26 protein-coding genes, 3 tRNA genes and 1 pseudogene are annotated in these 26,791 nt (G+C 64.6%); 14 read left to right on the top strand and 16 right to left on the bottom strand.

Features of this window, described 5'->3' with window-relative positions:
* Positions 1 to 4: 4 nt before the first annotated feature.
* The 4 genes from L6D89_RS08070 to L6D89_RS08055 form a co-directional block, all read right to left on the bottom strand.
* Positions 5 to 1,123 carry a hypothetical protein gene (locus L6D89_RS08070; RefSeq protein ID WP_236199315.1) on the bottom strand — a complete coding sequence of 373 codons (1,119 nt, stop codon included), beginning with the start codon at positions 1,121 to 1,123 and terminating at the stop codon, positions 5 to 7.
* Between the two features lie 102 nt (positions 1,124 to 1,225).
* Complete coding sequence (locus tag L6D89_RS08065; RefSeq protein ID WP_236172967.1) at positions 1,226 to 2,590, bottom strand: spinster family MFS transporter; 1,365 nt, start codon at positions 2,588 to 2,590, stop codon at positions 1,226 to 1,228.
* Between the two features lie 781 nt (positions 2,591 to 3,371).
* Positions 3,372 to 4,394: a ferrochelatase gene (gene hemH, locus L6D89_RS08060; RefSeq protein ID WP_236199314.1), complete on the bottom strand. Its 1,023-nt coding sequence runs from the start codon at positions 4,392 to 4,394 to the stop codon at positions 3,372 to 3,374.
* Between the two features lie 119 nt (positions 4,395 to 4,513).
* Complete coding sequence (locus L6D89_RS08055; protein WP_236199313.1) at positions 4,514 to 5,419, bottom strand: TIGR01777 family oxidoreductase; 906 nt, start codon at positions 5,417 to 5,419, stop codon at positions 4,514 to 4,516.
* Positions 5,420 to 5,696: 277 nt separating this feature from the next.
* Here L6D89_RS08055 and L6D89_RS08050 point away from each other — a divergent pair, with 277 nt between their 5' ends.
* The 4 genes from L6D89_RS08050 to phrB all read left to right on the top strand — a co-directional run bounded on the left by L6D89_RS08050 (position 5,697) and on the right by phrB (position 10,183).
* Positions 5,697 to 6,680 carry an NAD(P)/FAD-dependent oxidoreductase gene (locus tag L6D89_RS08050; protein WP_236172970.1) on the top strand — a complete coding sequence of 328 codons (984 nt, stop codon included), beginning with the start codon at positions 5,697 to 5,699 and terminating at the stop codon, positions 6,678 to 6,680.
* A gap of 150 nt (positions 6,681 to 6,830) precedes the next feature.
* Entirely contained in the window at positions 6,831 to 7,790 is a 960-nt protein-coding gene (locus L6D89_RS08045; protein ID WP_236199635.1) for a YbgA family protein, read from the top strand.
* A gap of 18 nt (positions 7,791 to 7,808) precedes the next feature.
* Positions 7,809 to 8,759: a MerR family transcriptional regulator gene (locus L6D89_RS08040; RefSeq protein WP_236199312.1), complete on the top strand. Its 951-nt coding sequence runs from the start codon at positions 7,809 to 7,811 to the stop codon at positions 8,757 to 8,759.
* Positions 8,756 to 10,183 carry a deoxyribodipyrimidine photo-lyase gene (phrB, locus tag L6D89_RS08035; protein ID WP_236199311.1) on the top strand — a complete coding sequence of 476 codons (1,428 nt, stop codon included), beginning with the start codon at positions 8,756 to 8,758 and terminating at the stop codon, positions 10,181 to 10,183. Before L6D89_RS08040 ends, phrB begins: the two co-directional genes overlap by 4 nt.
* Positions 10,184 to 10,354: 171 nt before the next feature.
* On the opposite strand, the gene L6D89_RS08030 is transcribed toward phrB, so the two are convergent.
* The 6 genes from L6D89_RS08030 to hemA form a co-directional block, all read right to left on the bottom strand.
* Positions 10,355 to 10,876: an acyloxyacyl hydrolase gene (locus tag L6D89_RS08030; RefSeq protein WP_236172974.1), complete on the bottom strand. Its 522-nt coding sequence runs from the start codon at positions 10,874 to 10,876 to the stop codon at positions 10,355 to 10,357.
* 115 nt (positions 10,877 to 10,991) lie between these two features.
* Positions 10,992 to 11,786, bottom strand: coding sequence for a glutamate racemase (gene murI, locus L6D89_RS08025; protein ID WP_236199310.1), 795 nt, complete (start codon positions 11,784 to 11,786; stop codon positions 10,992 to 10,994).
* Positions 11,779 to 12,534 (bottom strand): molybdopterin-synthase adenylyltransferase MoeB, encoded by a 756-nt coding sequence (locus tag L6D89_RS08020; RefSeq protein ID WP_236172976.1) that lies wholly within the window; start codon positions 12,532 to 12,534, stop codon positions 11,779 to 11,781. Before L6D89_RS08020 ends, murI begins: the two co-directional genes overlap by 8 nt.
* Positions 12,528 to 13,358 carry a peptide chain release factor N(5)-glutamine methyltransferase gene (gene prmC, locus L6D89_RS08015; RefSeq protein WP_236199309.1) on the bottom strand — a complete coding sequence of 277 codons (831 nt, stop codon included), beginning with the start codon at positions 13,356 to 13,358 and terminating at the stop codon, positions 12,528 to 12,530. The genes L6D89_RS08020 and prmC overlap by 7 nt, the downstream gene beginning before the upstream one ends.
* Positions 13,359 to 13,388: 30 nt before the next feature.
* Positions 13,389 to 14,471, bottom strand: a complete 1,083-nt coding sequence (gene prfA / locus L6D89_RS08010) for a peptide chain release factor 1 (RefSeq protein WP_236172978.1) — start codon at positions 14,469 to 14,471, stop codon at positions 13,389 to 13,391.
* Positions 14,468 to 15,736 carry a glutamyl-tRNA reductase gene (gene hemA, locus L6D89_RS08005; protein WP_045211202.1) on the bottom strand — a complete coding sequence of 423 codons (1,269 nt, stop codon included), beginning with the start codon at positions 15,734 to 15,736 and terminating at the stop codon, positions 14,468 to 14,470. The genes prfA and hemA overlap by 4 nt, the downstream gene beginning before the upstream one ends.
* Before the next feature lie 146 nt (positions 15,737 to 15,882).
* On the opposite strand from hemA, the gene L6D89_RS08000 reads away from it, so the two are divergent.
* The 10 genes from L6D89_RS08000 (at position 15,883) to L6D89_RS07955 (ending at position 23,128) form a co-directional block, all read left to right on the top strand.
* Complete coding sequence (locus tag L6D89_RS08000) at positions 15,883 to 17,649, top strand: tetratricopeptide repeat protein (protein ID WP_236199308.1); 1,767 nt, start codon at positions 15,883 to 15,885, stop codon at positions 17,647 to 17,649.
* Between the two features lie 3 nt (positions 17,650 to 17,652).
* On the top strand, positions 17,653 to 18,297 hold the full coding sequence (gene lolB, locus L6D89_RS07995) for a lipoprotein insertase outer membrane protein LolB (RefSeq protein WP_236172981.1): 645 nt from the start codon (positions 17,653 to 17,655) through the stop codon (positions 18,295 to 18,297).
* 1 nt (position 18,298) lies between these two features.
* Positions 18,299 to 19,147 (top strand): 4-(cytidine 5'-diphospho)-2-C-methyl-D-erythritol kinase, encoded by an 849-nt coding sequence (gene ispE / locus L6D89_RS07990; RefSeq protein ID WP_236199307.1) that lies wholly within the window; start codon positions 18,299 to 18,301, stop codon positions 19,145 to 19,147.
* 30 nt (positions 19,148 to 19,177) lie between these two features.
* Positions 19,178 to 19,252: transfer RNA gene (locus tag L6D89_RS07985), tRNA-Gln, on the top strand.
* A 62-nt stretch (positions 19,253 to 19,314) separates the two neighbouring features.
* Positions 19,315 to 19,389, top strand: a tRNA-Gln gene (locus L6D89_RS07980).
* A 52-nt stretch (positions 19,390 to 19,441) separates the two neighbouring features.
* On the top strand, positions 19,442 to 20,383 hold the full coding sequence (locus L6D89_RS07975; RefSeq protein WP_015478849.1) for a ribose-phosphate pyrophosphokinase: 942 nt from the start codon (positions 19,442 to 19,444) through the stop codon (positions 20,381 to 20,383).
* 112 nt (positions 20,384 to 20,495) lie between these two features.
* Positions 20,496 to 21,110: a 50S ribosomal protein L25/general stress protein Ctc gene (locus L6D89_RS07970; protein WP_024767098.1), complete on the top strand. Its 615-nt coding sequence runs from the start codon at positions 20,496 to 20,498 to the stop codon at positions 21,108 to 21,110.
* 38 nt (positions 21,111 to 21,148) lie between these two features.
* Positions 21,149 to 21,733, top strand: coding sequence for an aminoacyl-tRNA hydrolase (gene pth / locus L6D89_RS07965; protein ID WP_024767097.1), 585 nt, complete (start codon positions 21,149 to 21,151; stop codon positions 21,731 to 21,733).
* A 40-nt stretch (positions 21,734 to 21,773) separates the two neighbouring features.
* A complete protein-coding gene (gene ychF, locus L6D89_RS07960) occupies positions 21,774 to 22,874 on the top strand; it encodes a redox-regulated ATPase YchF (protein ID WP_236199306.1) in 1,101 nt (366 codons plus the stop codon).
* Between the two features lie 177 nt (positions 22,875 to 23,051).
* Positions 23,052 to 23,128, top strand: a tRNA-Met gene (locus L6D89_RS07955).
* 85 nt (positions 23,129 to 23,213) lie between these two features.
* Here L6D89_RS07955 and L6D89_RS07950 read toward each other — a convergent pair.
* From L6D89_RS07950 to can, 6 genes and pseudogenes are all read right to left on the bottom strand, one after another.
* Positions 23,214 to 23,525, bottom strand: coding sequence for a type II toxin-antitoxin system RelE family toxin (locus L6D89_RS07950; RefSeq protein WP_236199305.1), 312 nt, complete (start codon positions 23,523 to 23,525; stop codon positions 23,214 to 23,216).
* A complete protein-coding gene (locus tag L6D89_RS07945; protein WP_236172985.1) occupies positions 23,515 to 23,763 on the bottom strand; it encodes a type II toxin-antitoxin system Phd/YefM family antitoxin in 249 nt (82 codons plus the stop codon). Before L6D89_RS07945 ends, L6D89_RS07950 begins: the two co-directional genes overlap by 11 nt.
* A gap of 192 nt (positions 23,764 to 23,955) precedes the next feature.
* A pseudogene (locus tag L6D89_RS07940) lies at positions 23,956 to 24,291 on the bottom strand (phage integrase); the annotation flags it as partial.
* 65 nt (positions 24,292 to 24,356) lie between these two features.
* Positions 24,357 to 25,049 (bottom strand): SOS response-associated peptidase, encoded by a 693-nt coding sequence (locus tag L6D89_RS07935; RefSeq protein ID WP_236199304.1) that lies wholly within the window; start codon positions 25,047 to 25,049, stop codon positions 24,357 to 24,359.
* 86 nt (positions 25,050 to 25,135) lie between these two features.
* On the bottom strand, positions 25,136 to 26,137 hold the full coding sequence (locus L6D89_RS07930; protein ID WP_236199303.1) for an isocitrate/isopropylmalate dehydrogenase family protein: 1,002 nt from the start codon (positions 26,135 to 26,137) through the stop codon (positions 25,136 to 25,138).
* Positions 26,134 to 26,778, bottom strand: a complete 645-nt coding sequence (gene can, locus L6D89_RS07925; RefSeq protein WP_236172988.1) for a carbonate dehydratase — start codon at positions 26,776 to 26,778, stop codon at positions 26,134 to 26,136. Before can ends, L6D89_RS07930 begins: the two co-directional genes overlap by 4 nt.
* Positions 26,779 to 26,791: the final 13 nt, after the last annotated feature.

Here is a 26,791-nt window from a genome sequence, read left to right as displayed (position 1 = left end):
CATTTCATTCTTTCGCCGGAATGGAAAACGCCACCAAACGATATCCATCAACCGTGCGGATGAAATCAAAGCTGGCGTGCCGGGCCGGCTCGAACGAGCCCTGGTTCCAATGTTCCATGGCCGAGACCTTCGGGGTCTTCCACTGGGCAAACTCGCCGCAGTTGTCGAAGTACTGCGGGTCGCTCTCGGGGTCGAACGGCCAGCCCATGTCGTCCTGGCGCACGCCGTAGTCGGCGGACGCGCGCAGCGCCTCCAGGCGCTCACGCAACACTGGCCCATGCTGGCGGATCATCTGCGCCGGCAGTGCGGAGCGCCAGTCGTCCAGCGGTTCGCCGCCCTCCCCGTTCCAGACCCGCACCGCGCTGTGCGCCTGCAACGAGGCGTCGTCGAGATGCGCGAGGAAAACCTCCCTGAACCAGATGGCGAAGTCCTTCTCGATGTCGACGAAGCTGATGTAACGCCCGTCGACGCCCTTGAAGAAGACGCGGCGCGGGTCGCTGGTAGGTTGCTCGCTGATCTGTAGCGAGAACCAGTCCAGCGCTCCGGCACGGGTGCTGTCGAAGTTCGACACCAGCGTCTTGCCGTGGCGATCGAGCAGCAATTGGGTGCCGCCCTTCCAGCTCCGGTGCTCGCAATGTTCCAGGCTGGTGCCCGGATCAGCGCAGGTTCGGCTGGCCCCCTTCAACGCGACGACCATGCCGTTATGCATGGCGCTGGCGTCGCTCAGCTCGGCGGCGATCAGCACCTGGCCGTTACCATCGAGGAAGCCGACCTTGTCGCGCTGGTGATCGCGGAAGCGAATGCTGTCCTCACTCTCGCAGACCGGCGCGTTGTCGAAGAAGTACAGCGAGCCCGGCGCGACCTGGCGTCCGTCACGCAGCAGGTAGTAGGTTCGGTAACCGTCGGCGGTTTCCTCGCCGGCAGCAATGATGCGCTCGAAACGGCGAGCCAGAGTGAGGCCCTGGACGAGCGTCGGGGCGACCTTGACCGCGCCTCGCGAGTCCTTGAAACCGACCAGATCGTTCTGCGTGAAGGCCACCCAGGGCTCGTCCGCCCCTGCCGGCACACTCAGCGCCAGTGCCCCCAGGGCCAGCAGCCACGCGCCAGTGCCCTTGCCTTCCATGCTGGAACCTCCTGTCGAATCCATGTCCCGGCGCATTGTGCCATGCACAAAGAAAAGCCCCCGTGCATCGCTGCACGGGGGCTCGATCATGCACCGGTACGATCAGGCCGGCTGGCGCTGCATCGCGCCGCTGCTGCTCTCGCCTTTCACACTCCAGCTCTTCAGGTGTTCCAGACTGGCTCGGTACGGCTTGAGGCCGCTGGCCAGCAGCAACGCGCCGGCGAGCAGGGCGATAACGCTGACGATCAGCAGCGAGTAACGCAGCGCCATATCGTCGGCGAACACATAGTCGGTGACCAGGGCGATGGCGGTCGGGCCGATGCCCAGGCCCAGCAGCGTGACCACGAACAGGTAGATGGCCGAGGCCTGGCCGCGCATGGAGTTGGGCATGATTTCCTGGATGGCCGCCGGCGCGACGCCGAAGGGCATGCTGAGGAAGAACACGATGGGCGCCATCATCGCCGCCGCCGCATTGCCGCTGTCGAGCAGCGGGTAGACCAGGCTCAGCGGAATGGCCAGGCAGGCAGCCAGCAGACCCACGCGCATGTTGGCATCGGTGCGCCCGCGCTTGGCCCAGTAATCCGCCAGGCGGCCACCGCAGACAATGCCCAGGCAACCGAACACGGCAACAATGCTGCCGTACACCACGCCCACGTGGCCGGCGTCCCAGCCATAGGTGCGGACGAAGAAGGTCGGCACCCAGGCGCCGCTGCCGTAGCTGGCGAAGGAGATGCAGGCGAAGCCGAAGTTGTGGCAGAGCACGGTCTTGCGGTTGGCGCGCAGGTAGGCACCCACTTCGCTCATCGGCACCACCACGCCGGCGCCCACGCCGCGGCGGGTCGGCTCTTTCACCGCGAGCATGAGCAGGGTGAAGAGCACGCCGGCGGCGCCAAGGATCAGGAAGATCAGCTGCCAGGGGCGCACTTCACCGAGGACCGGCAAATGCACGTCGCCCTGGGCGGAGGCGAATTTGATCACCAGCCCGCCGAGCAGGAAGGCCAGGCCCGAGCCGAGGTAAATGCCCATGGAATAGACGCTGATGGCGGTGGCTCGGCGATTGGCCGGGAAGCTGTCGGCGATCAGCGAGTAGGCCGCCGGCGACAAGGCCGCCTCGCCGACGCCGACGCCGACGCGGAACAGCAGGAAGTGCCAGTACTGCCGGGCCAGGCCGCAGGCCGCGGTCATGGCGCTCCAGATCAGCACGCCGACGGTGATCAGCCCGCGCCGGCTGCGACTGTCGGCCATGCGCCCGAGGGGAATGCCGCACAGGGTATAGAACAGCGCGAAGGACAGGCCCATCAGCAGGCTCATCTGCGTGTCGCTGATCTCCAGATCGCGACGGATGGGGCCGACCAGCAGGTTGAGAATCTGTCGGTCGATGAAGGAAAGCACGTAGGCGACCATGAGGATCGCAACCGTGGACCAGGCCACGGCACTGGAGGGGTAGCCGTTATTGTTGTTGTTCATGCCGGGCTCCTGAAACGCCGCCAATCGCGGCGAAGGCGAAGGGGAGAGTCCGCAGAGTAGGCATTGCCAACGCGTCGCGCGCGCACTATCAGGTCTCTGAATGCGCGCGTCGGCCGTTGGCTGATGAATGAGTGGTCAAGGATTGGACGGCGGGTTTTACCTTGTTGGAGCGAGCTTGCTCGCGAACGAGCTCGCCGATGGCACCGACGCTGGGCGGGTTCGCGAGCAAGCTCGCTCCTACGAAGAGCCGGAGCTTGGGGCTCCGGTAGGGCGCATAAAGCGGAACGCTTTATCCGCCATGGCCGACAACGCCTGGGGCGTTATGCGCCCAACTCGACTGTCGGATAACTGGTTCGCGAGCAAGCTCGCTCCTACGAAGAGCCGGAGCTCCTGGGGCTCCGGTAGAGCGCATGAAGCGGAACGCTTTATCCGCCATGGCCGATAACGCTTGGGGCGTTATGCGCCCAACTCGACTACCGGACAACTGGTTCGCGAGCAAGCTCGCTCCTACGAAGAGCCGGAGCTTGGGGCTCCAGTAGGGCGCATGAAGCGGAACGCTTTATCCGCCATGGCCGATAACGCTTGGGGGCGTTATGCACGCGGCACACCTGAATCGCCGCAGCTGCCGGCCACCCTCACCCCAGCCCTCTCCCAAAGGGAGAGGGGGCAGTCCGAGCCGGCTGACGCTGAACTTTCACGCTGTACCGAACGTTCCCCTCTCCCTCTGAGCGGGGCGCGTAGCCAGGGTCAAGGTGAGGGGAAGCCCGAGCGCCGAGTTCGATCAGATTGCCTGCGGCGTCCGTTCACACAGTTTGACCAGCGCCCGCGCCCACAGCTCCTGGTCATTCAGGCACGGCACCAGTACCAGCTCCTCGCCGCCCGCCGCGCGGAACTGTTCCTGGCCGCGCTGGCCGATCTCCTCCAGAGTCTCGATGCAATCGGCGACGAAGGCCGGGCACATCACCAGCAGGCGCTTCACGCCCTGCTTGCCGAGCTTGTCAAGCTGCGCCTCGGTGTAGGGCTCGATCCACTTGTTGCGGCCCAGGCGCGACTGGAAGGACACCGACCAGCGCCCATCCTCCAGCCCGGCGCCAGCGGCGAAGTCCTCGGCCGTGCGCAGGCACTGGCTGCGGTAACAGACAGCCATGACGTCCTCGTGCACACCCCGGCTGGAGCTGGCAGTGAGGTCGTGACGCTTGTCCTTCACCAGCTTGCGGATGTGCGACTCGGGCAGGCCATGGAAGCTCAGCAGCAGGTGATCGTAAGGTTGCGCCAGATACGGTTTGACGCTGTCCACCAGCGCCTGGCGGTATTCGGGCTCGGCGTAGAACGGCGGCAGCACCTTCAGCTCCAGCTTGAGGTTGTGCTCGCGCATCACCCGCCGGGCTTCCTCGATGGCGGTGGTGGTGGTGCTGTCGGCGAACTGCGGGTATAGCGGCGCGAAGGTCACCTGGGTGATGCCCTGCTGGCTCAGGCGCAGCAGCGCGCCCTCGATGGACGGTTCGCCATAGCGCATGCCCAGCTCCACCGGGCCATGCGGCCAGAACGGCCGCACGGCCTCCTGCAGGCGGCGGCTCAGCACGACCAGCGGCGAGCCTTCGTCCCACCAGATCGATGCGTAGGCGTGGGCGGACTCCTCCGGGCGCTTGCGCAGCACCAGCGACACCAGCAGCCGGCGGATCGGCCAGGGCAGGTCGATCACGTAAGGGTCCATGAGGAACTGATCGAGGTAGCGGCGCACGTCCTCGACCTGGGTGGAGGCCGGTGATCCCAGGTTGACCAGCAGGAGGGCGTTTTGGGTCATGCAGTGTCCTTAAACCGGTACGGTAGGAGGTCGTCGTGCGGGCTGCGCAGTTTACACGCAGACCGCGCTATCCAGAGCAGCCAGGGCCTATTCCAGGCTGTCGCCGATGCCGCAGGGGCTCAGCGTTGGTCCTGCAACACGTCGGCCAAGGCTTCCTTGAGCTCCGCGAAGCGAAACTCGAAGCCGGCATCCAGCAGGCGGCGCGGCACGATGCGCTGGCCACCCAGCAGCAGGGTCGACATTTCGCCCAGCAGCAGGCGCAGGGCAAAGCCCGGCACCGGCATCAGCGTCGGCCGGTGCAACGCCTGGCCCAGTTCCTGGGTGAAGTCGCGGTTGCGCACCGGCTGCGGCGCGCACGCATTATAGGGACCGGCCGCGTCCTCCTTGCGCAAAAGAAAATCAATCAGGGCGATCTCGTCCTCTATATGGATCCACGACATCCACTGGCGGCCATCTCCCAGTCGCCCACCGGCTCCCAGGCGGAACGCCGGCAACAGGCGCTTGAGGAAACCACCTTCGGGCGCCAGCACCAGCCCGGTGCGCACCAGCACCACACGAACGCCCAGCGCCTCGGCTTCGCGGGCGATCTGTTCCCAGGCCAGGCAAAGTTCACTGGCGAAGTCCTCGCCGGCCGCTGCGCTGTTTTCTTCCAGCGGACGCTCCCCGGCGTCGCCATACCAACCAACCGCCGAGCCGTTGATCAGTACCGCCGGGCGCTGACTGCGCCCCTCCAGCCAGGTCACCAGGCGTTCGGTCAGGCGCACCCGGCTGTCCCACAGCAGGGCTTTGCGCCGCGCGCTCCAGGGCTTGTCGGCAATCGGTTCGCCGGCCAGGTTGATCACCGCATCCAGCGGCCCGTCACCATAGGCTTCGAAATCGGCAATCCCGCGCACCGTCTCGCCACACAGCGCGGCAACGCGCTGCGGCTGGCGGCTGAGCACGGTGAGCTGGTGCCCTTCGGCGCTCCACTGGCGGCAGAGGCGGCGGCCGATCAGGCCGGTGCCGCCGGTCAAGAGAATATGCATGGCGAACTCCTTGTTGCGTTGTTCCACCTTCCATCAGTCTGGACGAGAGGGAGGCGATTGCATTGACACTCCCTCTGCGGCGAGGTCTACGCTGTAAGTGCCGGAACCGAAGCCGGGCTCATCTCTGAATGAACCGATGTGGCGCCGAAGGTTCCGATGATCGGACTCCTATCGTTGACGAGCGCGGACAGCTGAAATCCAATTGTACAGATAGTTTCGTTTGTACAAGAACTCCCTGCTCGTTACGCTTCAAAGCAAACAGATTACGAGGCATGTCATGAGCGCCCCCATTGCCATCATTGGCACCGGTATCGCCGGCCTCTCGGCCGCCCACGCCTTGCGCGATGCCGGACAGGACGTCCAGCTGTTCGACAAGGGCCACGGCAGCGGCGGCCGGATGGCCAGCAAGCGCAGCGAAGCTGGCGCCCTGGATCTCGGTGCACAGTACTTCACCGCCCGCGATCGACGCTTCCTCGATGCGATCCAGCGCTGGCGCGAGCACGGTTGGGTCGCCGAATGGGACCCGGCCCTGTACCAGTACCGCGACGGTGAGTTGAGCCCCTCTCCCGACGAGCAGCCACGCTGGGTCGGCACTCCGCGCATGAGCGCGATCACCCGCGCGCTGCTGCAGGACCAGGTCGTCACCTTCGCCTGCCGCATCACCGAGGTGTACCGCGGCGAGGAGCATTGGCACCTGCAGGACTCCGAGGGCCAGACCCACGGGCCGTTCAGCCGCGTGCTGGTCGCTACCCCTGCACCACAGGCCGCTGCCCTGCTGGCCAGCGCGCCGAAGCTGGCCGCCGCCGCCGCGAGCATTCCCATGGAGCCGACCTGGGCCGTCGCCCTGGCCTTCCGCGAGCCGCTGGATACCCCGGTGCAAGGCTGCTTCGTGCATGAGGGCCCGCTGTCCTGGCTGGCCAGCAATCACTCCAAGCCAGGGCGCGACGAGCAACTGGACACCTGGGTCCTGCACGCTGCCAGCGGCTGGAGCAAGCAGCACATCGACCTGCCCAAGGAAAGCGTGATCGAGCACCTGCGCGGAGCCTTCGCCGAGCTGATCGGTTGCGCCGTGCACGCCCCGGACTTTGCCCTCGCCCACCGCTGGCTCTACGCGCGGCCCATGGAAGCCCACCAGTTCGGCGCCCTCGCGGATGCCGACCTGGGCATCTACGCCTGCGGCGACTGGTGCCTTTCCGGTCGCGTCGAAGGCGCCTGGCTGAGCGGCCTGGAAGCCGCCCGCCGGCTGCTCGAACACCTCTGATCGCGCACGCCCTCCTCCTCCGGGGAGGGCCGTGAAGCCCCGCTGTTGGCGTCCCGCCCTGTACAAGGCTTTGCACTTGTACAAGCCTGCGTCTATCCTGACCGATAGTTGTACAAAAAGACCACCCTGTACAAGAAATCGGCCAACGTCATGTCCAGCATCCCACCACGCCCCAAGCTCGGCATCAGCGCCTGCCTGCTGGGCGAACCGGTGCGCTACAACGGCGGGCACAAGGCCTCGCGCCTGTGCCTGGACGTGCTCAACCGCTATTTCGACTTCGTCCCGCTGTGCCCGGAAGTCGCCATCGGCCTCGGCGTACCGCGCCCGACCCTGCGCCTGGTGGGCGACCGCGACGATCCCCGCGCGCTGATCCAGCGCGAAGGCGGTCGCGATGTCAGCGATGCCCTGCGTGACTTCGGCCGCCTGCAGGCGGAGCGGCTGGGGGATATCTGCGGCTACATCTTCATGCAGCAATCGCCCTCCTGCGGCCTGCAGCGGGTGAAGCTCTATCGCTTCGATGGCCAACTGCGGCCGCCGGGGGTACGTGGGCTCTATGCGGAAGCCTTCTGCGCCGCACGCCCGGAACTGCCGGTGGAGGAAGAAGGCCGGCTCAACGACCCGGTGATCCGCGAGAATTTCCTCACCCGCGTGTTCGCCTGCACCGCCTGGCAACGGCTGTGCGAGAACGGCCTGACGCGCCACGCGGTGATCAGCTTCCATTCCCGCTACAAGTACCAGTTGATGGCGCACAACCCGCGCCAGTACAGCGCCCTCGGCCAGCGCCTGGCGAAGATCAGCGATCAGCCGCTGGAAAAATTCGCCGCGGATTACTTCCGCGACTTCATGCAGGCGCTGGGCACCTGCGCCACCCGCGGCACCCACAGCAACGTACTGCAGCACCTGGCCGGCTACCTCAAGCACGACCTGCCCGGCTCGGAGAAGGCCGAGATGCAACACCTGATCGACCAGTACCGCGAAGGCGTGATCCCTCTGGTCGTGCCGCTGACGCTGCTCAAGCATCACTTCCGCCTGCACCCGCACCCCTACATCGATGCCCAGGCCTACCTGCAGCCGCACCCCGAAGACCTGAGCCTGCGCAATGCCATCTGACGTCCTCACAGGAACCCCATGAATCCCGACCACCCCCACCGCGACTCGGACGACGACTATCGCCAGGCCCTGGCCGAAGGCTGGCTGCCGATTCGTGAAGTATCCCGACGCACCGGCGTCAACCCGGTCACCCTGCGCGCCTGGGAGCGCCGCTACGGCCTGGTCGTTCCGCAGCGCACGCCCAAGGGCCACCGCCTCTACTCCGAAGCGCAGATCTCGCGCATTCAGGCCATCCTCACCTGGCTCGGCCGGGGCGTGGCGGTGAGCAAGATCCGCGCGCTGCTCGACGACAACGCGCAGCTGCCGGTAGACACCAGCGCCTCGCCCTGGAACGACCTGCGCCAGCAGTGCATCGCCGCCATCAGCCGGATCAACGAGCGCCAGCTGGACGAGCTGTTCAACGGCGCGCTGGCGATCTACCCCGCACAGACTCTCTGCGAGCAACTGATGCTGCCGCTGCTGGAGGAGCTGGAACGGCGCTGGCAAGGACAGTTCGGCGCACAACTGGAGCGGGTGTTCTTCCATACCTGGCTGCGCACCAAGTTCGGCACCCGCCTCTACCACCACAACCGCCAGCAGCGCGGCGCCCCGCTGCTGCTGGTGAACCAGTCCGGCCTGCCGCTGGAGCCGGGCCTGTGGCTCACCGCGTGGCTGGCCAGCAGCGCCGGCTGCGCGCTGGAAATCTTCGACTGGCCGCTGCCGCCGGGCGAGTTGGCACTCGCGGTGGAGCGCCTGCAGCCGCGCGCCGTGCTGCTCTACTCCAGCCGCACGCTGAACCTGCTGCAATTGCCCCGGCTGCTGGCCGGCATCGACTGCCCGCGTCTGCTGGCCGGCCCCGCCACTGCCATCCACCCCGATGCGCTGCAGGAGCTGGCCATCGCCGAGCCCCCCCTGCACCTGGCGAGCGATCCGGTCGCCGCGTTCGACCTGCTGCGCGAACTGCACCTGCTCAACGGGGAGGCCGCATGAAGCGCCAACTCGTCTGGCTGCGCAGCGACCTGCGCCTGCGCGACAACAGCGCTTTGCACGCCGCCGCCGAACGCGGCCCGGTCATCGCCCTCTACCTGCTCAGCCCCGGCCAATGGCAACGCCACGACGATGCACCGAGCAAGGTCGACTTCTGGCTGCGCAACCTGCGCGAACTGCGCGCCAGCCTCGACGAACTGCACATTCCTCTGCTGATCCGCACGGCGGATCTCTGGGACGAGGCACCGAAAGTCATCGCGCAACTCTGCCGCGAACTGAACATCGAGACGCTGCACGTCAACGAGGAGTACGGCGTCAACGAAGCGGCCCGCGACGCCGCCGTGGAGAAGGCGCTGGAGCACGACGGCGTTCGCCTGCGCAGTCACCTTGACCAGCTGTTCTTCACGCCCGGCACCATCCTCACCAAGGGCGGCACCTACTTCCAGGTCTACAGCCAGTTCCGCAAGGTCTGCTATGAACGCCTGAACCTGGGTGTGCCCAGCCTGCTGCCGGCACCCCGCGCGCAGCAGAGGCTGGATATCCCCGGCGACGCGGTACCGGCACAGGTAGAGGGCTTCGAGCCAGCGCCGCCACAACTGCGCGAAGAATGGCCCGCCGGCGAAGACGCCGCGCACGAGCGCATCGAGCTGTTCACCGACGAAATCCTCAAGACCTACCAGGACACCCGCGACCTCCCCGCTCGTGACGGCACCAGCCGCCTCTCGCCGTACCTGGCCGCTGGCGTGCTCTCGCCCCGGCAATGCCTGCATGCGGCGCTGGCGAACAACCATGGCGAGTTCGAGACCGGCAACAGTGGCGCGGTCAGTTGGATCAACGAGCTGCTCTGGCGCGAGTTCTACAAGCACATCCTGGTCGGCTTCCCACGCGTGAGCCGGCACCGCGCCTTCCGCGAGGACACCGAGAAGCTGAAGTGGCGTTACGACCAGAAGGACCTGCAGGACTGGCAGCAAGGGCGCACGGGCTTCCCCATCATCGACGCCGCCATGCGCCAGTTGCTCGCCACCGGCTGGATGCACAACCGCCTGCGCATGGTGGTGGCGATGTTCCTGACCAAGAATCTGCTGATCGACTGGCGCGAAGGGGAACGCTGGTTCATGCGCCACCTGATTGACGGCGACCTGGCGGCGAACAACGGCGGCTGGCAGTGGAGCGCCTCCACAGGGACCGATGCGGCGCCCTACTTCCGCATCTTCAACCCCATCTCGCAATCCGAGCGCTTCGACCCGGACGGCCGCTTCATCCGCCGCTGGGTGCCGGAGCTGGCCGGGCTGCAGGGCCGGGCGATGCATGATCCGTCAAAGCTCGGACTGTTCGGCGTGGAGGGTTATCCACAGCCGATGTGTGATCTCTCCGCCACGCGGGAGCGGGCGTTGGATGCGTTCAAAAGCCTCTCCGCTGCACGCTGAGACTGCCGCCTTGCTGTAGGAGCGGACTCTGTCCGCGATGTGCCGCCGGGCAGCTCGGAGGTGCCGGAAGCGATCGCGGACGAAGTCCGCTCCTACGCTCACTGCTGAGCCTCGATATGGCGCACACAAAAAAGCCGGGCGCTGGGCCCGGCTTTCTTTATCAGCGCTCTGTTACAGCGGATGCGTGTAATAAAGGCTGTAGGATTCGATGCCATCGTTCGGCTGGCTGATGCCGGCGTTGGAGTAGTGAATGGCGCGCACACCCAGCGCCTGGCCTTCACCGAAACGCAGGCCAACGCCCAGGCGATCCTCGAAGTTCACCGAGCCGCCGAGGTCCTGGTCGCCCACTTCCGAGCCGCTGAACGCGGCGATGCCGATACCGGCTTCGACGAAGGGTTTGACCTTTTCACCGGAAAACTCGTAGACGAACACCGGGGCGAACGACAGCGAGTGACGGCCACCGGCGCGATCACCGCCTTCCCAGTAGGTGTAGCCGGCGTCCCAGTAACCGGTCAGGCGGCCCGTCGAAGTTTCCCACCAACTCTTGTCCCAGTCGAAACCCAGGCCCAGTCGGTAGGTCATATCGTTCTGCCCGGTGAAACCGACAGCGCCGGTCAGGCTGGCAGCCTGCGAAGAGACCATGTATCCGAGAGTCAGAGCTGCCACAGTGGCAAGCGAGAGCAGTTTCTTCATCGAAACATCCTTTAGTAGAAAGCTGAATGAAAAATCCCCGCGAATAGCTGGCAATTATAAGGCCATTTGTCAGCGTTTACTGAAAGACCAAAGTAGATAGCTAGCTATTTTTCCATCAGCCCGGGAACAGATTGACGGGTTCGTCAGCTCCCCAGAGCACTGGTAAGACACGTTCAAACTCTTCGACTATGCCGCTGGTCCACAGCTCAATTTTTTTTGCCTGGCCTTCCGCCAACATCCCCCGCGCCTGCAACACCCGCTCCAGCTGGCGGGCTACAGCGGCACCGGTGTCGACCAGCGATACCTCGGCCGGCACCAGTTCGCGCAGCAGCGGGCGCAGGAATGGATAGTGCGTGCAGCCCAGGATCAGCGTGTCGCAGCCTTCAGCCAGCAATGGCGCAACGTAACCCTGCAGCAGCGCGCGGGTCTGTGGCCCGTTCAGGTCGCCCAGTTCGATCCGCTCCACCAGGCCCGGGCAAGGCTGGGTGATCACTCGCACATCACTGGCGAAACGGTCCAGCAGTGCAGCGAAACGCGCACTCTTCAAGGTGCCGGTGGTGGCGAGCACGCCGACCACACCGCTGCGGGTGGCTTCGGCGGCGGGCTTCACCGCCGGCTCCATCGCCACGATGGGCAGCTGTGGATAAAGCTCGCGCAGATCGGCGGCCGCAGCGGCAGTGGCGGTATTGCAGGCCAGCACCAGCGCCTTGGCGCCACGGGAAAGGAGGAATCCGGCGATGCTGCGGCAGCGGCTGCGAATGTATTCCGGGGTCTTCTCGCCGTACGGCACGTGGCCGCAATCGGCAAGATAGATCAGCGATTCGCGGGGAAGCCGCGCGCGGATTTCGTGGAGGACGCTGAGGCCGCCCACGCCGGAGTCGAACACACCGACCGGCGCGGCATCAGCCATGCGCAACTCCGCACACGGCACACTGCGGATCACGCTTGACGCGCAATTCGCGGAAGCGCGTGCCGAGGGCATCGATCAGCAGCAGGCGGCCCACCAGCGGCTCGCCGAAGCCTGCCAGCAGCTTCAGCGCTTCCAGCGCCTGCAGGCTGCCCACCAGGCCCACCAGCGGGCCGACTACACCGGCCTCGCTGCAGGTCAGCTCGGCTTCGCTGCCATGGCCGTAGAGGCAGTGGTAGCAGGGGCTTTCCTCGCGGCGTGGGTCGAACACCGAGAGCTGCCCTTCCAGGCGAATGGCGGCGCCGCTCACCAAGGGCTTCTTCGCCGCGACGCAGGCAGCATTCACCGCCTCGCGGGTACCGAAGTTGTCGCAGCAGTCCAGCACCAGGTCGACGGCCGCCACGGCGGCGTCAAGGGAATCGGCGTCCAGCGCCTGGCGATGGGCGACCAGCTTCACGTCCGGATTGATCGCCGTGAGGCGGGCAATGGCGGAATCCACCTTGCTCACCCCCACACTGTCGGTGTCGTGGATGATCTGCCGCTGCAGGTTGGTCAGGTCGACCGTATCGAAGTCCGCCAGGTGCAACTCACCGACGCCGGCAGCGGCGAGGTACAGCGCCACCGGTGCTCCGAGGCCGCCAAGGCCGACGATCAGCACGCGGCTGTCCTTCAGCCGCAACTGGCCATCCACGTCGATCTGCGGCAGGAGAATCTGCCGGCTGTAACGCAGCAGTTCGTTGTCGCTCAGCATGTCCAGCACCCCAGGCTGATGCGTTCGTGGCCGCCCAGGTCGCGACGACTTTCCACAGCAGTGAAACCGCGGCTGAGCAGCAGGTCACGCACGGCATCGGGCTGATCGAAACCGTGTTCGAGCATCAGCCAGCCGCCGTTTTCCAGATGATTCGGCGCCTGCTCGATGATCAGGCGGATATCGTCCAGCCCGTCCTGGCCGGAAACCAGAGCGCTCGACGGCTCGAAGCGCACATCGCCCTGCTTGAGGTGCGGGTCGGTGTTGGGAATGTAGGGCGGGTTGCTGACGATCAGCGAGAAGCGCTCGCCATCGACCGCAGAGAACCAGTGACTGGCACGGAAGGCGACGTTGGCCAGGCGCAGGCGTTCGCGGTTGCGCTCAGCCAGGGCCACGGCCTCGGGAATGCGGTCGACGCCCAGCACCTGCCAGCTCAGGCGCTCGCACGCCAGCGCAAGGGCGATGGCGCCAGTGCCGGTGCCCAGGTCGAGTACGCGAGCCGGCGCGGCCGGCAGCAGCGCCAGCGCGGTCTCCACCAGCAGTTCGGTGTCCGGGCGCGGGATCAGGGTGTGCGGCGCGACTTCCAGGTCCAGGCTCCAGAAGCCCTGACGGCCAAGGATGTAGGCCACCGGCTCGCCGGCCACGCGGCGGGCCAGGTAGCGGTCGAAGAGGTCGTGGGCCTCACGGCTGACCACGCGTTCGGGCCAGGTGCGCAGGAAGCTGCGCGGCTTGCCCAGCGCGGCGGCGAGCAACAACTCGGCATCCAGGCGCGCACTGGGCGAGTCCGGCAATTGCGCCTCGTTGAGCAGGGTCATGATGGTTGCCATGGTCTGTCGGTCTCTCAGTCGCCCGCTGTCTCAATCGCCAAGTGCGGCCAGCTGGTCGGCCTGGAATTCCTGCAGCAATGGCTCGATCACCTGTTCCACTGCACCTTCCATCACTTCACCCAGGGAGTACAGGGTGAGGTTGATGCGGTGATCGGTGACGCGCCCCTGGGGGAAATTGTAGGTGCGGATGCGCTCGGAGCGGTCACCCGAACCGACCAGCAGCTTGCGCGTGCTGGCGATCGCCTGCTGGGCTGCGGCCTGCTGCTGGTCGTTGAGCTTCGCCGCCAGCCAGGCCATGGCCTTGGCGCGGTTCTTGTGCTGCGAGCGCTCTTCCTGGCACTCGACCACGATGCCCGAGGGGATGTGCGTGATGCGCACCGCCGAGTCGGTCTTGTTCACGTGCTGGCCACCGGCGCCGGAGGAACGGTAGGTGTCCACACGCAGGTCGGCGGGGTTGATCTCGATGGCCGCCTGCTCGTCCGGCTCGGGCAGCACCGCCACGGTGCAGGCCGAGGTATGGATGCGGCCCTGGGATTCGGTAGCCGGCACGCGCTGCACGCGATGGGCGCCGGATTCGAACTTGAGCTTGGCGTAGACGCTCTCGCCCTCGACGCGGGCGATCACCTCTTTATAGCCACCGTGCTCGCCTTCGTTCTCGGACATGATCTCCACGCGCCAGCCCTGCTTCTCGGCATAGCGCGAGTACATGCGGAACAGGTCGCCGGAGAAGATCGCGGCTTCGTCGCCGCCGGTGCCGGCGCGGATTTCCAGGAAGACGTTGCGGCTGTCGTTGGGGTCCTTGGGCAGCAGCATGCGCTGCAGGCGGTCCTCCAGGCCGACCAACGCGGTCCTGGCCTCGGCGACTTCCTCCTCGGCCATCTCGCGCAGGTCCGGGTCGCTGTCCTTGAGCAGCGCCTGGGCGCCCTCCAGGTCCGACTGCACCTTGCGGAACTCGCGGAAAGCGAGGATGACCGGCTCCACTTCCGCGTATTCACGGGAGTAGGCGCGGAACTTGGTCTGGTCGCTGATCACCTCGGCGTCGCCCAGCAGAGCGGTGAGCTCTTCATAGCGGTCGCTGAGGATATCCAGCTTTTTCAGGAGGGAAGCTTTCATCGCTTGTCAGTGCCCTCCTCGAGGGCGAACAGTTCCTGCGCGACGGCCAACGCATCGATGCGGCCCTCGGCGGAGAGTTTCTTCATCTGCACGCTGGGGGCATGCAGTAATTTGTTGGTCAGGCCACGGCTGAGCTGGGCGATGACTTCCATCGGGTCGGCGCCGTTGGCCAGCAGGCGCTGGGCCTTCTGGGTTTCCTCGTCACGCAGGCGCTCGGCCTGCTGGCGGTAAGCTCGCAGCACGTCGACCGCAGCCAGCTCGCGCAGGCGCAGCATGAATTCGTGTACACCGTCGCCAACCAGTTCCTCGGCGGCCTGGGCCGCGCCCTGGCGGCTCTTGAGGTTTTCCGCGACCACTTCGTGGAGGTCGTCGACGCTATAGAGGTAGACGTCTTCCAGCTCGCCGACTTCCGGCTCGATGTCCCGCGGAACGGCGATATCGACCATGAACATCGGCTTGTGCCGGCGCTGCTTCAGCGCACGCTCCACCGCGCCCTTGCCGAGGATCGGCAACTGGCTGGCGGTGGAACTGATGACGATGTCGCTGTTGACCAGCTCGTCCGGCATGTCCGCCAGCAGGATGGCGCGGGCGCCAAACTGCTCGGCCAGCAGGCTGGCACGCTCCAGGGTACGGTTGGCGACCACGATGCGCTTCACGCCCTGCTCGTGCAGGTGGCGGGCGACCAGGGTGATGGTCTCGCCGGCGCCGATCAGCAGCGCCTGGCTGCGACTCAGGTCGCTGAATATCTGCCGGGCCAGGCTTACCGCTGCAAAGGCCACGGACACCGGGTTCTCACCAATGGCGGTATCGGTGCGCACGGTCTTGGCGGTGCTGAAAGTGGCCTGGAACAACCGCCCGAGCATCGGCCCGACGGTGCCGGCCTCGCGGGCCACGGCGTAGGCGGACTTCATCTGGCCGAGGATCTGCGGCTCGCCCAGCACCATGGAGTCCAGGCCGGCGGCAACGCGCATCATGTGGCGCACCGCTTCCTCATCCTGGTGGACGTAGGCGCAGGCGCGCAGGTCGTCGATACCCAGGTTGTGGTAATCGGCCAGCCAGGCCAGCACATCGCCGGCGTCCGGATGTTCGATCTCCAGGTAGAGTTCGCTGCGGTTGCAGGTGGAGAGGATCGCGGCTTCGCGGCTGGACGTCAGCCTGCACAGCAGCTGCAGCGCCTCGACCATCTGCTCGGGAGTAAACGCCACGCGCTCGCGAACGGCCACGGACGCGGTCTTGTGGTTGATGCCGAGGGCAATGAAGGCCATGCAGAATCGCTGATACTGATCGGAAAGCCCGCAATTGTCCTACTTAGCCTTGTTAAGGACAACCACCCGCGACGGATCGCACACTGCAAATCGTATACAGGCCTTCCAGCGGCGCTTGCCCATGGGATTGGCACTTTCCTTATGTCATGATGGTCCCATTTCGCAGGTCAGGCCCTCGTCCTTCCTCTATGAACAAGTCTCTTGCGCTGCTGACTGCTCTGCTGCTGCTCGGCGGCTGCCAGTCTCTTACACAGAAAAACACCGACAGTGCTTCCGCGGAGAAGGACAAGACCGCGGCTGCGCAAAAGGACCAGAAATACGGCTCCTTCAGCGAGGACACGATGTACTCGCTGCTCACCGCCGAGCTCGCCGGCCAGCGCAACCGCTTCGACATCGCCCTCGCCAACTACGTCGAACAGGCCAAGGAAACCCGTGATCCGGGCGTCGCCGAACGCGCCTTCCGCATCGCCGAGTACCTGGGTGCCGACCAGGAAGCCCTGGACACTTCGCTGATCTGGGCCAAGGCCGCGCCGGACAACCTCGATGCCCAGCGCGCCGCCGCCATCCAGTTGGCGCGCACCGGCCAGTACGACGAATCCATGGTGTACATGGAGAAGGTCCTCAACGGCCAGGGCGACACCCACTTTGACTTCCTCGCGCTGTCCGCCGCCGAGACCGATCCGGATACCCGCGCCGGCCTGCTGCAGAGCTTCGATCGCCTGCTGAAGAAGTACCCGGACAACGGCCAGCTGCTGTTCGGCAAGGCCCTGCTGCTGCAACAGGACGGCCGCCCGCAGGAAGCCCTGCACCTGCTCGAAGACAATTCCGCCAGCAAGCACGACGTCGCCCCGCTGCTGCTGCGCGCCCGCCTGTTGCAGAGCATGAAGCGCAGCGATGAAGCGCTGCCGCTGCTCAAGGCCGGCATCAAGGAACACCCGGACGACAAGCGCGTCCACCTCGCCTACGCCCGCCTGCTGGTGGAGCAGAACCGCCTGGAAGACGCCAAGGCCGAGTTCTCCGCGCTGGTCGAGCAGTTCCCTGACGACGACGACCTGCGCTTCTCCCTGGCCCTGGTCTGCCTCGAAGCCCAGGCCTGGGACGAAGCCAAGGTCTACCTGCAGGAACTGGTGGAGCGCGATAGCCACGTCGACTCCGCCCACTTCAACCTGGGCCGCCTGGCCGAGGAGCAGAAGGACCCCGAGACCGCGCTCAAGGAATACGCCCTGGTCGGTCCGGGCAACGACTTCCTCCCGGCCCAGTTGCGCTCTACCGAAATCCTGCTGGACCAGAAGCGCTACGACGACGCCTCGCGCCGTCTCGCCGAAACCCGCGACCGCCAGCCGGACTACGCCATCCAGCTGTACCTGATCGAAGCCGAGGGCCTGTCCAACCGCGACCAGGTCGATCGCGCCTGGAGCGTCATCCAGCAGGGCCTCAAGCAGTTCCCGGATGACCTCAACCTGCTCTACACCCGCTCCATGCTCGCCGAGAAGCGCAACGACCTGGCGCAGATGGAGCAGGACCTGCGCCTGATCATCCAGCGCGAGCCGGACAACGCCATGGCGCTCAACGCACTGGGCTACACCCTGGCAGATCGCACTACCCGCTACAGCGAAGCCCGTGACCTGATCCAGAAGGCCCACGCGCTGAACCCGGACGACCCTGCGATCCTCGACAGCCTGGGCTGGGTGAATTACCGCCTGGGCAACCTCAGCGAAGCGGAAACCTACCTGCGCAAGGCGCTGGAACGCTTCCCCGACCACGAAGTGGCTGCGCACCTGGGCGAAGTGCTCTGGGCCCAGGGCAAGCAGAGCGAAGCCCGAAAAGTCTGGGCCACTGCCCTGCAAAGCCAGCCTGACAGCGCCGTCCTGCGCGACACCATGCTGCGCCTGACCGGCTCCGGAACCCTCTGATTTATGCGTTTACGTCACCTGATCGGCGCTGCCGCGCTGGCTCTGCTCGCCGGTTGCTCTAGCTTCGGCACCCACGAAGCCCTGGAAGGCCAGGGCAACGCCACCGCCTGGAATGCCCACAAGGCCCGCATCGCCACCCTCGACGGCTGGCAGATCGACGGCAAGGTGGGCATCCGCGCGCCCAAGGATTCCGGCAGCGGCACCCTGTTCTGGTTGCAGCGCCAGGACTACTACGACATCCGCCTCTCCGGCCCGCTCGGCCGCGGCGCCGCGCGCCTGACCGGGCGTGAAGGCGCCGTGACCCTCGAAGTCGCCGGCCAGGGCCGCTATGAGGCGGCCTCCCCCGAAGAACTGCTGGAACAGCAGATGGGCTGGCGCCTGCCGGTTTCCCACCTGCTCTGGTGGATTCGCGGCCTGCCCGCCCCCGACAGCAAGAGCCGCCTGACCCTCGACGGCGACAGCCGCCTGGCCAAGCTGCAGCAGGACGGCTGGGATGTGGAATACACCCGCTACAGCGAACAGAACGGCTACTGGCTGCCCGAACGCCTGAAGCTGCATGGCCAGGACCTCGACGTCACCCTGGTGGTGAAGACCTGGCAGCCGCGCCAACTGGGCAACGGCCAGCCGACCCCAGCGGACCAGCAGTGACATGCCGGACCGCCTGACCCTGCCGGCACCGGCCAAGCTCAACCTGTTCCTGCACATCACCGGTCGCCGCGCCGACGGCTATCACGAGCTGCAGACCCTGTTCCAATTTCTCGATCACGGCGACGAGCTCCAGTTCGCTGTACGCGAGGATGGCGAAATCCGCCTGAACACCGAGATCGAAGGTGTTCCCCACGACAGCAATCTGATCGTCAAGGCCGCTCGCCGACTGCAGGAACAATCCGGCACCAGGCTGGGCGCCGACATCTGGCTGGACAAGCGCCTGCCCATGGGCGGCGGCATCGGCGGCGGAAGCTCCGACGCCGCCACAACCCTGCTGGCGCTGAATCATTTGTGGTCACTGGGCTGGGACGAAGAGCGCCTTGCCGCACTGGGCCTGAGCCTGGGCGCAGACGTCCCGGTATTCGTGCGCGGCCGCGCCGCATTCGCCGAAGGCGTTGGCGAACAGCTCACGCCAGTGGAACTCGACGAGCCCTGGTTCCTCGTCGTTGTGCCGCAAGTCTTTGTCTCCACAGCAGAAGTTTTCTCCGATCCCGAGTTGACACGGGATACTCCGCCCATTAAAGTTCGCAGCCTTCTCGGGGTGGACGGTCATAACGACTGCCAGCCGGTCGTCGAGAAGCGTTACCCAGATGTACGTAACGCACTGATCCAGCTAGGTAAATTTACCGAAGCGAGATTGACCGGCACCGGAGCTTGTGTGTTTGGGAGCTTCCCAAACAAAGGCGATGCTGATAAAGTTCGCCGCCAACTTCCGGCCACTCTGCCGAGTTTTGTTGCCCAGGGCCGTAACATCTCGATGTTGCACCGCAAGCTGCAAAACCAGGCCTGAGAAGCAGCAATGTAATCGGTTGTACGATACAGGGGCGTCGCCAAGCGGTAAGGCAGCAGGTTTTGATCCTGCCATGCGTTGGTTCGAATCCAGCCGCCCCTGCCATTAACCCAAAGGGTCATACGTACAGCGTCAACGAACACATTGCTCCGCAAGTTGTAAGCTACAGGGGCGTCGCCAAGCGGTAAGGCAGCAGGTTTTGATCCTGCCATGCGTTGGTTCGAATCCAGCCGCCCCTGCCATTTTCTTCTGGCTCAACCGGGCCTACCCTCAAGCCGACACAGGTACCGCAGCGTGTCCAAAATGATGGTTTTCACGGGGAACGCCAACCCCGATCTGGCACGCCGTGTCGTACGGCAGCTGCACATCCCCCTCGGTGACGTTTCTGTCGGCAAATTCTCCGACGGCGAAATCAGCGTTGAGATCAATGAAAACGTTCGTGGTAAGGACGTCTTCCTGATCCAGCCGACCTGCGCACCGACCAACGACAACCTGATGGAACTGGTAGTGATGGCCGATGCCTTCCGCCGCTCCTCGGCGACTCGTATCACGGCAGTCATTCCCTACTTCGGTTACGCCCGCCAGGATCGCCGTCCGCGTTCCGCTCGCGTGGCCATCAGCGCCAAAGTCGTTGCCGACATGCTGACCGTCGTAGGCGTCAACCGCGTTCTCACCGTTGACCTGCACGCCGACCAGATCCAGGGCTTCTTCGATATCCCCGTCGACAACATCTACGGCTCGCCCGTACTGGTCGATGACATCGAAGACCAGCGCTTCGAGAACCTGATGATCGTCTCCCCGGACATTGGTGGTGTGGTGCGTGCGCGCGCCGTCGCCAAGTCCCTGGGCGTCGACCTGGCCATCATCGACAAGCGTCGTCCGAAGGCCAACCAGTCCGAAGTCATGCACATCATCGGTGATGTCGAAGGCCGTACCTGCGTACTGGTCGACGACATGGTCGATACCGCTGGCACTCTCGGCCACGCCGCCAAGGCTCTGAAAGAGCACGGCGCCGCCAAGGTCATCGCCTACTGCACCCACCCGGTGCTGTCCGGCCGTGCCATCGAGAACATCGAGAATTCCGTACTGGACGAGCTGGTGGTGACCAACACCATCCCGCTGTCCGCTGCTGCGCAAGCCTGTGGCCGCATCCGCCAGCTGGACATCGCTCCGGTTGTCGCTGAAGCCATGCGCCGCATCAGCAATGAAGAATCGATCAGCGCCATGTTCCGCTAAGGCGGAACAGGTCTGACGTAAAGCGCTTCGCCATGTCGGCGAAGCATCAGCAAAATCGCCCGAACGCTGGTCGCAAGCGTCCGGGCGATCTTGTCATTTTGGAGATATACAAATGGTTGATTTTGTACTGAATGCCCAAGAGCGTTCCGACCTGGGGAAAGGTGCGAGCCGCCGCCTGCGTCGTAATGCTGGCCTGATCCCGGCTGTGATCTACGGCGGCGAAAAAGCCCCGCAATCCGTCACCCTGGAACTGCGCGAGATTTCCAAACTGCTGGAAAACGAGGCTGCCTTCAGCCACGTGATCAGCCTGAACGTCGGTTCCGCCAAGGAAACCGTACTGATCAAGGCCCTGCAGCGCCATCCGTCGAAAGGCTTCGTCATGCACGCTGACTTCCAGCGCGTCGTTGCCGGCCAGAAGCTGACCGCTCACGTTCCGCTGCACTTCCTGAACGAAGCCACTGCTGCTGGCGTCAAGACTGGCGGCGGCGAGATCTCCCACGTGATCTCCGAAGTCGAAGTTTCCTGCCTGCCGAAAGACCTGCCGGAATTCATCGAAGTCGACCTGGCCAAGGTAGAACTGGGTCAGATCGTTCACCTGTCCGATCTGAAACTGCCGAAAGGCGTAGAGCTGGTGCAACTGGCCCACGGTAACGACCTGGCCGTCGCCAACATCCACGCTTCCCGCGTAGTGAAAGAAGAAGGTGAAGGCGAAGCTGCTGCCGAGTAATCGCGCGCACCATTGCCTTTAAGGAAGGGGCCCCCGTCGTGACTGCCGTACAACTGATCGTTGGCCTGGGAAATCCAGGCCCTGAATACGACCAGACCCGGCATAACGCGGGGGCCCTTTTCGTTGAGCGACTGGCGGACGCGCAACGCGCGAACCTGTCTCTCGACAAGAAGTATTTCGGCCTGGTCGGCAAGTTCAGCCACAAGGGCCGCGATGTTCGTCTGCTGATTCCCACCACCTACATGAACCGCAGCGGCCAGGCCGTGGCGGCGCTCGCCGGATTCTTCCGCATTCCGGTCGAAGCCATCCTGGTGGCCCACGACGAACTCGACATGCCTCCCGGCGTCGCCAAGCTCAAGAAGGGCGGCGGACACGGCGGGCACAACGGACTGCGCGACATCATCGCCCAGCTCGGCAACCAGAACGGTTTCCATCGCCTGCGGCTTGGCATCGGCCATCCGGGGCACAGCAGCCTGGTTTCCGGTTTCGTTCTTGGCCGCGCCCCGCGCGCCGAACAGGAACTGCTCGACACCAGCATCGACTTCGCCCTCGGCGTGCTGCCGGAAATGCTCGACGGGGATTGGACCCGCGCGATGCAGAAGCTGCACAGCCAGAAGGCCTGATTACACCTCTATTTCCGCCACGTGGCGCGAGGGACCTAGCATGGGATTCAACTGCGGCATCGTCGGCCTGCCCAACGTCGGCAAGTCCACCCTGTTCAACGCCCTGACCAAATCCGGCATCGCGGCGGAAAACTTCCCCTTCTGCACCATCGAGCCCAACAGCGGCATCGTGCCGATGCCCGATGCGCGTCTCGATGCGCTGGCCGAGATCGTCAAGCCCGAGCGCGTGATCCCGACCACCATGGAGTTCGTCGACATCGCCGGCCTCGTAGCGGGCGCCTCCAAGGGTGAAGGCCTGGGCAACAAGTTCCTCGCCAACATCCGCGAGACCGACGCCATCGCCCACGTCGTCCGCTGCTTCGAAGACGAGAACGTCATCCACGTTTCCAACAGCGTCGACCCCAAGCGCGACATCGAGATCATCGACCTCGAACTGATCTTCGCCGACCTCGACAGCTGCGAGAAGCAACTGCAGAAAGTCGCGCGCAACGCCAAGGGCGGCGACAAGGAAGCCCTGGCGCAAAAAGCCCTGCTGGAAAAGCTCATCCCCCACTTCAGCGAAGGCAAACCCGCCCGCTCGCTGATGAAAAATATGAGTGATGACGAAAAGCGTGGCGTGCGTGGCTTCCACCTGCTGACCAGCAAACCGGTCATGTACATCGCCAACGTTGCCGAAGACGGCTTCGAGAACAACCCGCACCTGGACGTCGTCCGCGCCATCGCCGAAGAAGAAGGTGCCATGGTCGTGCCCGTGTGCAACAAGATCGAAGCCGAGATCGCCGAGCTCGACGACGGCGAAGAAAAGGACATGTTCCTCGAATCCCTTGGTCTCGAAGAACCCGGCCTGAACCGCGTGATCCGCGCCGGCTACGAACTGCTGCACCTGCAGACCTACTTCACCGCCGGTGTGAAGGAAGTCCGCGCCTGGACCGTGCGCGTCGGCGCCACCGCCCCGCAGGCCGCCGCCGTGATCCACACCGACTTCGAAAAAGGCTTCATCCGCGCCGAAGTCGTTGCCTACGACGATTTCATCCAGTTCAAAGGCGAACAGGGTGCGAAAGACGCCGGCAAATGGCGCCTGGAAGGCAAGGAATACATCGTCAAGGACGGCGACGTGATGCATTTCCGCTTCAACGTCTAAGCGCCAGCCAGACACGAAAAGCCCCGGCCGCCCGCCGGGGCTTTTTCATTTGAGCGCCCTACCCCGCCGCTCATCGCGAAAATCCCGCACGACCGGCTAAACGATTGATAGAACAGAAAAATATTCAAGCAAAGGGGTTGACACCCCCCCTCGATCTGCGGAAAATGCGCGCCACTCGGCTACATAGCTCAGTCGGTTAGAGCGCAGCATTCATAATGCTGATGTCCCAGGTTCAAGTCCCGGTGTAGCCACCATACAAAACAAAGGGTTAGCGCAAGCTAACCCTTTTTTGTTTTGGCCGGCCGACTACAAACCGACTACATCCCGTATACGGCAAAGTCAGAGCCGCTTCTTCGCTGCCGAATAGGCTTCTCCGCGCTCCCTCTTCCCTGCCGCAATCACTTCGATCACCAGTTGCCCGTCGTCCACTCTGTAGACGAGCCGGTAACCGACGTCCTTCAGCTTGATCTTGTAGCAGTCCTTCATGCCGGACAGCTTGTCCTTCTCAACCCTGGGGTTGATGAGGCGCTCTGCCAGCTTCTTCTTGAAGGAGTCGCGGATCGGGATCGGTAGCTTCAGCCACTCCTTCTCCGCGCTGTCCTTGATTCTCAGCTTGTACTTCAGTGGCTCACTTGCTGATCTAGAGGTCATCCAACGTAATTTCCCGCGAAGACTCGTCGCTACGTTCCCTAACGATTCTTGCCAGGAAGGCATCGTCCAATGCTTCCAGCATCTGTTCGTATACATCCGGCGGCACTGCATAGAATGCCGGCGCGTTACGGTTAAGGATCACGACGGGTTTACCGTGCCCTGCCTCAATGGTTCCCATTGGGTCTTTCTTCAGCTCGGTGATGGAGGCTGCTACGTCCGCTAAAACGGCGTGTGCCATATAAACTCCTGAGCGCTACAACGCTCACTCTTGTCACAAACGAGCACCCAAATTAGCACCTTTAAAGACACTTTTGAATAGACTCTTTATCACTCTCCGTGAGGTCGACTCCGCCAACAGCAGCAAAGCGCGTGTGAATACGGCTTCCAAGCCTGCCCCCCACTCTCGCGCCCAAGAGTCCAGCTTATCGAGTTGAGCAATCGGTGATAGGCGCATAGCTGATTCCAGATGCTCCGGTGACCGATTCGCATGCCGCATGGTCATCGTTATCGACGGGTGCCCGCGGATCCTCTGAAGCGTATGGTTGTTCGTGCTGGCCCTGCACTCCTCGAGGGGCTGGGCGACCTGATCAGTCTTGATCTGCCGGACATTGGCCAGCGGGTTTGCCTTGTGCCACGAACCGAGGCGGATCAGCTCGGAGAAGATCGCCGACAGGTAGCGTTGTTCGTGGTTGACCGTCTCGGACTTCACCTCAGTCAGACGGCGTTACCGAGGGCGTGCCCAGGCGAGCCAATCGAAATCGATAGCCTATGGAGCGCCGAGGCGCGGCACGCCCAATTTCGCTTTTCCCCAGGTAATCAGTCCAGCGCTGCTCAACCAGCATCGTCGATCAGCTCCACGGAATCGTTCCGCGCGTCATTCACCCGCAACGACACTCGATAGCCCGTAAAGTCCTCCCGCGCATGATGGATCAGCTCCTGCAGTGCTTCGCTGGGTGTGGAAGTGGATAGCCACTCCTCGAAACTCTCCGGCGCCAGCACCACGGGCATGCGGTGATGGATATGTTCGATGCTGGGCCCAACGGATCGCGTCAGCAGTGCGCAAGACAGGACGGGCTCGTCGTTGGGTTTTATCCACAATGACCAAAGCCCAGCGATGGCAATGACCGGGTCGGTCAGGCAATGGATGAAGTACGGCTGGTGGACCTGGCGGCCAGCAGCGTTGTGCAGGGTTTCCCTCTCATTCCACTCGTACCAGCCCAGGGCGGGCATCAGGCAGCGTGCGTTGCGCAGGGCCTGTCGCCAGAGGGGTTTGCCGGCGGCCTCTTCGCTGCGGGCATTGAAGGAGAAGCGTGGCGGAGTGGAGTCCTTCCACCAGGTGGGGATCAGGCCCCAGCGCGCAGGCAACAGTTCGAGCTGGCCGCTTTGGTCGTGGCGCAGGATCGGCACGGTCATGGTCGGAGCGACGTTGTAGCAGGCCTCCAACCAGCGCGGTGGTGTGCGCGCGCCGATGTGCCAGTAGCGTTCGATGGCGGCCTCTTCGGGGCTGACGTAGCGTCCGCACATGCCGGGCACCTTGGGGAGAGTGGTGCTTTCAGCGTAGTTCCCGGCGGTAGCCGGCGGACATCATGGCGACCGGCGAGGTCGGCCAGTCATTCCAGCCGCTGCAATACGCCCTGCCCTATCACCTGGGTGGTCTCCCTACCGAAGTCCACACCCCCCTCCTCCCGCAGGAAAGCATCCACCGCGTCATCGATGCGATCGGCCAACTCCGGCAACTGCCAGTAATGCCGCAGCAGCATGCCGGCACTGAGAATGGCCGCGAGCGGGTTGGCGCGGCCGCTGCCGGCGATGTCCGGGGCGCTGCCGTGGACGGGCTCGGCGAGGGCGATGTTGGCGCCGAGATTGAGCGAGGGTGCGAGGCCCAGGCCGCCGCCCCAGTGGCTGGCGAGGTCGGAGAGGATGTCGCCGAAGAGGTTGGTGGTGACAATGAGGTCGAAGGCCTCCGGGTGCTCGACCAGTTGCAGGGCGGCCACGTCGACCAGGCGTTCGTCGAGCACATCGCTCCAGCCGTCTTCGGCGAGCAGGTCGCGGCAGGTGTCGCGGAACAGGCCGCAGGTGAGCGGCAGGACGTTGGCCTTGTGTACGAGTGTGATGCGCCGGGCGTGGCGCAGACGGGCCAGTTCGGCGGCACCTGCGCCGAGACGTTCGCAGGCGGCGCGGCTGATCACTCTTTCGGCGACGGCGACGCCCTCGGCCTCCCAGTGTTCGCGGCCGCTGTAGAGGCCTTCGCTGTTCTCCCGCAGCACCAGCAAGTCGATCCCGGCGCGCGGCGAGACCACCGGGCGCGAGCGCACGGGGCGTAGATTGAGGTTCAGTTCCAGCGTCTGGCGCAGGCTGAGGATGGCGCTGCGGTAGCCTTCGACCTTGTGGCTGGGCGAGGAGACGGCACCGAACAACCCGGCGCCGCAAGTGCGCAGGCGTTCGTAGGTGGACTCGGGAACGGAGGTGCCGTGTTGCTGGAAGCAGTTCCAGCCAGCGTCGGCCTCTTCCACCAGCAGGTCCGGCAGAAGACGCTGCAGCACCGCCACGGCAACGGGCACGACCTCGCGGCCGATACCGTCACCGGGAATGACGCACAGGCGTCGGCTCAAGACTGGCCGAGCGGGCGCAGGCGGTACTGCGGAGGCAACTGGTCGAGGCCGCTGACGGTCACGCTGAGGTCCTTCCAGATACCGTCCTTGATGCCGTAGATGCAACCGTGCACGGAAAGCTTCTGACCACGATGCCAGGCGTTCTGGACGATGCTGGTGTGGCTGACGTTGGCAACCTGCTGGATGACGTTGAGCTCGCAGAGACGATCGACGCGCTCTTCTTCCTTTTCGAACTGGGCGAGATGGTCGCGGTACTCGTAGGCGAGGTCGCGGATGGTGCGCAGCCAGCCGTCGATCAGGCCGAGCTGGCTATGGTGCAGCGCGGCGCGTACACCTCCGCAGCCATAATGACCGGTGACCAGGATGTGCTTCACCTTGAGCACATCGACGGCGAACTGGATGACCGACAGGCAGTTGAGGTCGGTGTGCAGCACGACGTTGGCGACGTTGCGGTGGACGAACAGGTCGCCGGGCAGCAGGCCGACGATCTGGTTGGACGGTACGCGTGCATCGGAACAACCGATCCACAGGTATTCGGGAGTCTGCTGGCGGGCCAGTTTGGCGAAGAACTCGGGGTCTTCCTGCTTGATGGCTTCGGCCCAGCGGGCATTGTTGTCGAACAGTTCCTGCAGATCGCTCATGTCCGGCTCCTCA

This window comes from Pseudomonas pseudonitroreducens, from assembly GCF_021603645.1.
GTDB classification, from domain to species: Bacteria; Pseudomonadota; Gammaproteobacteria; order Pseudomonadales; family Pseudomonadaceae; genus Pseudomonas; species Pseudomonas pseudonitroreducens.
Note: the sequence above shows the minus strand (reverse complement) of the source record. Positions and strands in the feature narration are given on the sequence as shown.

What these genes read in the sequence shown, in the direction of transcription:
- L6D89_RS08070 (WP_236199315.1), bottom strand. Translation starts at nt 1,123, where the DNA reads ATGGAAGGCAAGGGCACTGGCGCGTGGCTGCTGGCCCTGGGGGCACTG.
- L6D89_RS08065 (WP_236172967.1), bottom strand. Translation starts at nt 2,590, where the DNA reads ATGAACAACAACAATAACGGCTACCCCTCCAGTGCCGTGGCCTGGTCC.
- hemH (WP_236199314.1), bottom strand. Translation starts at nt 4,394, where the DNA reads ATGACCCAAAACGCCCTCCTGCTGGTCAACCTGGGATCACCGGCCTCC.
- L6D89_RS08055 (WP_236199313.1), bottom strand. Translation starts at nt 5,419, where the DNA reads ATGCATATTCTCTTGACCGGCGGCACCGGCCTGATCGGCCGCCGCCTC.
- L6D89_RS08050 (WP_236172970.1), top strand. Translation starts at nt 5,697, where the DNA reads ATGAGCGCCCCCATTGCCATCATTGGCACCGGTATCGCCGGCCTCTCG.
- L6D89_RS08045 (WP_236199635.1), top strand. Translation starts at nt 6,831, where the DNA reads ATGTCCAGCATCCCACCACGCCCCAAGCTCGGCATCAGCGCCTGCCTG.
- L6D89_RS08040 (WP_236199312.1), top strand. Translation starts at nt 7,809, where the DNA reads ATGAATCCCGACCACCCCCACCGCGACTCGGACGACGACTATCGCCAG.
- phrB (WP_236199311.1), top strand. Translation starts at nt 8,756, where the DNA reads ATGAAGCGCCAACTCGTCTGGCTGCGCAGCGACCTGCGCCTGCGCGAC.
- L6D89_RS08030 (WP_236172974.1), bottom strand. Translation starts at nt 10,876, where the DNA reads ATGAAGAAACTGCTCTCGCTTGCCACTGTGGCAGCTCTGACTCTCGGA.
- murI (WP_236199310.1), bottom strand. Translation starts at nt 11,786, where the DNA reads ATGGCTGATGCCGCGCCGGTCGGTGTGTTCGACTCCGGCGTGGGCGGC.
- L6D89_RS08020 (WP_236172976.1), bottom strand. Translation starts at nt 12,534, where the DNA reads ATGCTGAGCGACAACGAACTGCTGCGTTACAGCCGGCAGATTCTCCTG.
- prmC (WP_236199309.1), bottom strand. Translation starts at nt 13,358, where the DNA reads ATGGCAACCATCATGACCCTGCTCAACGAGGCGCAATTGCCGGACTCG.
- prfA (WP_236172978.1), bottom strand. Translation starts at nt 14,471, where the DNA reads ATGAAAGCTTCCCTCCTGAAAAAGCTGGATATCCTCAGCGACCGCTAT.
- hemA (WP_045211202.1), bottom strand. Translation starts at nt 15,736, where the DNA reads ATGGCCTTCATTGCCCTCGGCATCAACCACAAGACCGCGTCCGTGGCC.
- L6D89_RS08000 (WP_236199308.1), top strand. Translation starts at nt 15,883, where the DNA reads ATGATGGTCCCATTTCGCAGGTCAGGCCCTCGTCCTTCCTCTATGAAC.
- lolB (WP_236172981.1), top strand. Translation starts at nt 17,653, where the DNA reads ATGCGTTTACGTCACCTGATCGGCGCTGCCGCGCTGGCTCTGCTCGCC.
- ispE (WP_236199307.1), top strand. Translation starts at nt 18,299, where the DNA reads ATGCCGGACCGCCTGACCCTGCCGGCACCGGCCAAGCTCAACCTGTTC.
- L6D89_RS07970 (WP_024767098.1), top strand. Translation starts at nt 20,496, where the DNA reads ATGGTTGATTTTGTACTGAATGCCCAAGAGCGTTCCGACCTGGGGAAA.
- ychF (WP_236199306.1), top strand. Translation starts at nt 21,774, where the DNA reads ATGGGATTCAACTGCGGCATCGTCGGCCTGCCCAACGTCGGCAAGTCC.
- L6D89_RS07950 (WP_236199305.1), bottom strand. Translation starts at nt 23,525, where the DNA reads ATGACCTCTAGATCAGCAAGTGAGCCACTGAAGTACAAGCTGAGAATC.
- L6D89_RS07945 (WP_236172985.1), bottom strand. Translation starts at nt 23,763, where the DNA reads ATGGCACACGCCGTTTTAGCGGACGTAGCAGCCTCCATCACCGAGCTG.
- L6D89_RS07935 (WP_236199304.1), bottom strand. Translation starts at nt 25,049, where the DNA reads ATGTGCGGACGCTACGTCAGCCCCGAAGAGGCCGCCATCGAACGCTAC.
- can (WP_236172988.1), bottom strand. Translation starts at nt 26,778, where the DNA reads ATGAGCGATCTGCAGGAACTGTTCGACAACAATGCCCGCTGGGCCGAA.